2 protein-coding genes are annotated in these 1,613 nt (G+C 70.0%); one reads left to right on the top strand and one right to left on the bottom strand.

Annotation, left to right across the window (positions count from 1 at the left end; genetic code table 11):
- Positions 1-922 (bottom strand): IS701 family transposase (locus C1I97_RS36860; RefSeq protein WP_181447091.1); only part of this gene is annotated, 922 nt, incomplete at its 3' end.
- A 555-nt stretch (positions 923-1,477) separates the two neighbouring features.
- Here C1I97_RS36860 and C1I97_RS42255 point away from each other — a divergent pair.
- Positions 1,478-1,613 (top strand): thiamine pyrophosphate-binding protein (locus C1I97_RS42255; protein ID WP_146608431.1); only part of this gene is annotated, 136 nt, incomplete at its 3' end.

Here is a 1,613-nt window from a genome sequence, read left to right as displayed (position 1 = left end):
GGTGGGTGGCGGCCAGGCAGCGCCGGATGGTGTGGACCGAGGGCCGCAGGAGCGGGCCGGGGATCAGCCAGCGGCCTCGCTCTCGTCGACGCTCGAAGCTTTTCCCTGATCCGGGGGCCGGCTCCGGCTCGGATTCGAGGGTCTGGTCGGGTTCGGGGACGGCGGCGCGTTGGACGCTGAGGAACGCGGTGGCCGGCATGCAGGCGGTGACGTGCCGGTGCCAGGGGGTCCACTTGCGGACCCGGTACCGGGCCAGGCCGACCAGCTGCTCGTTGATCTCGTTGTCCTCCTCGATCTGCCACCGGCCACCGGCCCGGGCGATGACCTCCGAGACCGGGGTGCCGACGGGGGCGTGGACGAGGGAGTAGGCGCTCTCCCGGTGGAGCCCGCCGCCCTTGCCGCGCCGGTTGGGGTGCAGGGACCGCCGCGGCACCAGCCAGTGCGTGAAGCCTTCGGCCGGGTTCTCGTCCTTGACCTGCACGGCGAAGGCCGTCCAGTCGTAGAGACGCTCGCCCTTGGCGCCGTCGCCGCAGGAGCGGCGTTCCCACCGGTCACGGACCTTCGCGTAGTGGAGCAGGTCATCGGCGCGCTGCACGGCCGGCTGGCGCGGCTTGCCTGGCGGGCCGTCGGGCGGGAGGTCGGCCGGGACGCCGAATACGTACGGTACTTTCCGCCCGTGGCACCAGGCGCGAAGCCGCGGGTCACGGCCGTGGCCGGCATCAGCCAGCACCCAGGAGAACGGTACGGGGGCCGCGCGGGCCTGCTCGAGCATCGTGATGGCCGGCGCGGGTTTGGTGGCGAAGGCAATCCCGTCGGGTACTCCGGCCTCACGGCACCGCTCGCGGTCGTCCGTCCAGTCCTCGGGGAGATACAGGCGTCGATCGATGAAGGCGTGCCCGGCAGCGGCGGCGTAGGTGAGCATCACCATGGTCCCCCAGCCCTGCCACCACGTACTCGCGCACCGCGTCCCGCAACGCATCCGCGCTCCACACCGACCCGTCGAGCAGCCACTGCATCCGGTATCCGGTCCGCGGTCACATGCCCGGCCCGCTCCGACAGCGTCCAGCCGTTCTTCTTCGGCAACTCTGCCAGCAGTCCTTCGACGAACTGCGCGAACACCACCCGCGGCTCCGGCCGGTTGAACAAGTACCCCAACGAACCAGTCAGCGCGGACAGTTCGGTATCCCACCCAGCTATCTGCTCAGCCGTCACACCCAGCATCATGCCCGGTCAACGACACCGCACGGGCACCGTCACAAGATCTCCGGCTGTAGCACTGGTCTTGATGTGCGGCGGAGGGGCCTGGCGACTGTGGGGCTCCGGCTGGTGGGCGGTCAGTGAGCGCTCCGATAATTTTGCTCTGCGCAAAGATTCGCTTCGAAGTCCCTCGAACGGGCCCACAGGCCGCGGTTTACCGGCGGGGCTGGGAGGTAACCCCGAGGACCCACCGCCCTCACTCCCCGCTCCGGAGGAACCCATGACCGAAGTCGCCGACTATGTGCTGCAGCGCCTGACCGAGTGGGGCGTCAAGCGGGTGTACGGCTATCCCGGTGACGGGATCAACGGTCTGCTGGGCGCGTTCGACCGGGCCCAGGGCAATCCGGAGTTCATCC

Source organism: Streptomyces sp. NTH33, assembly GCF_003236365.1.
Taxonomy (GTDB): Bacteria; Actinomycetota; Actinomycetes; order Streptomycetales; family Streptomycetaceae; genus Streptomyces.
The sequence above is the reverse complement of the archived record's forward strand: the minus strand, read 5'-3'. Positions and strand labels throughout refer to the sequence as shown.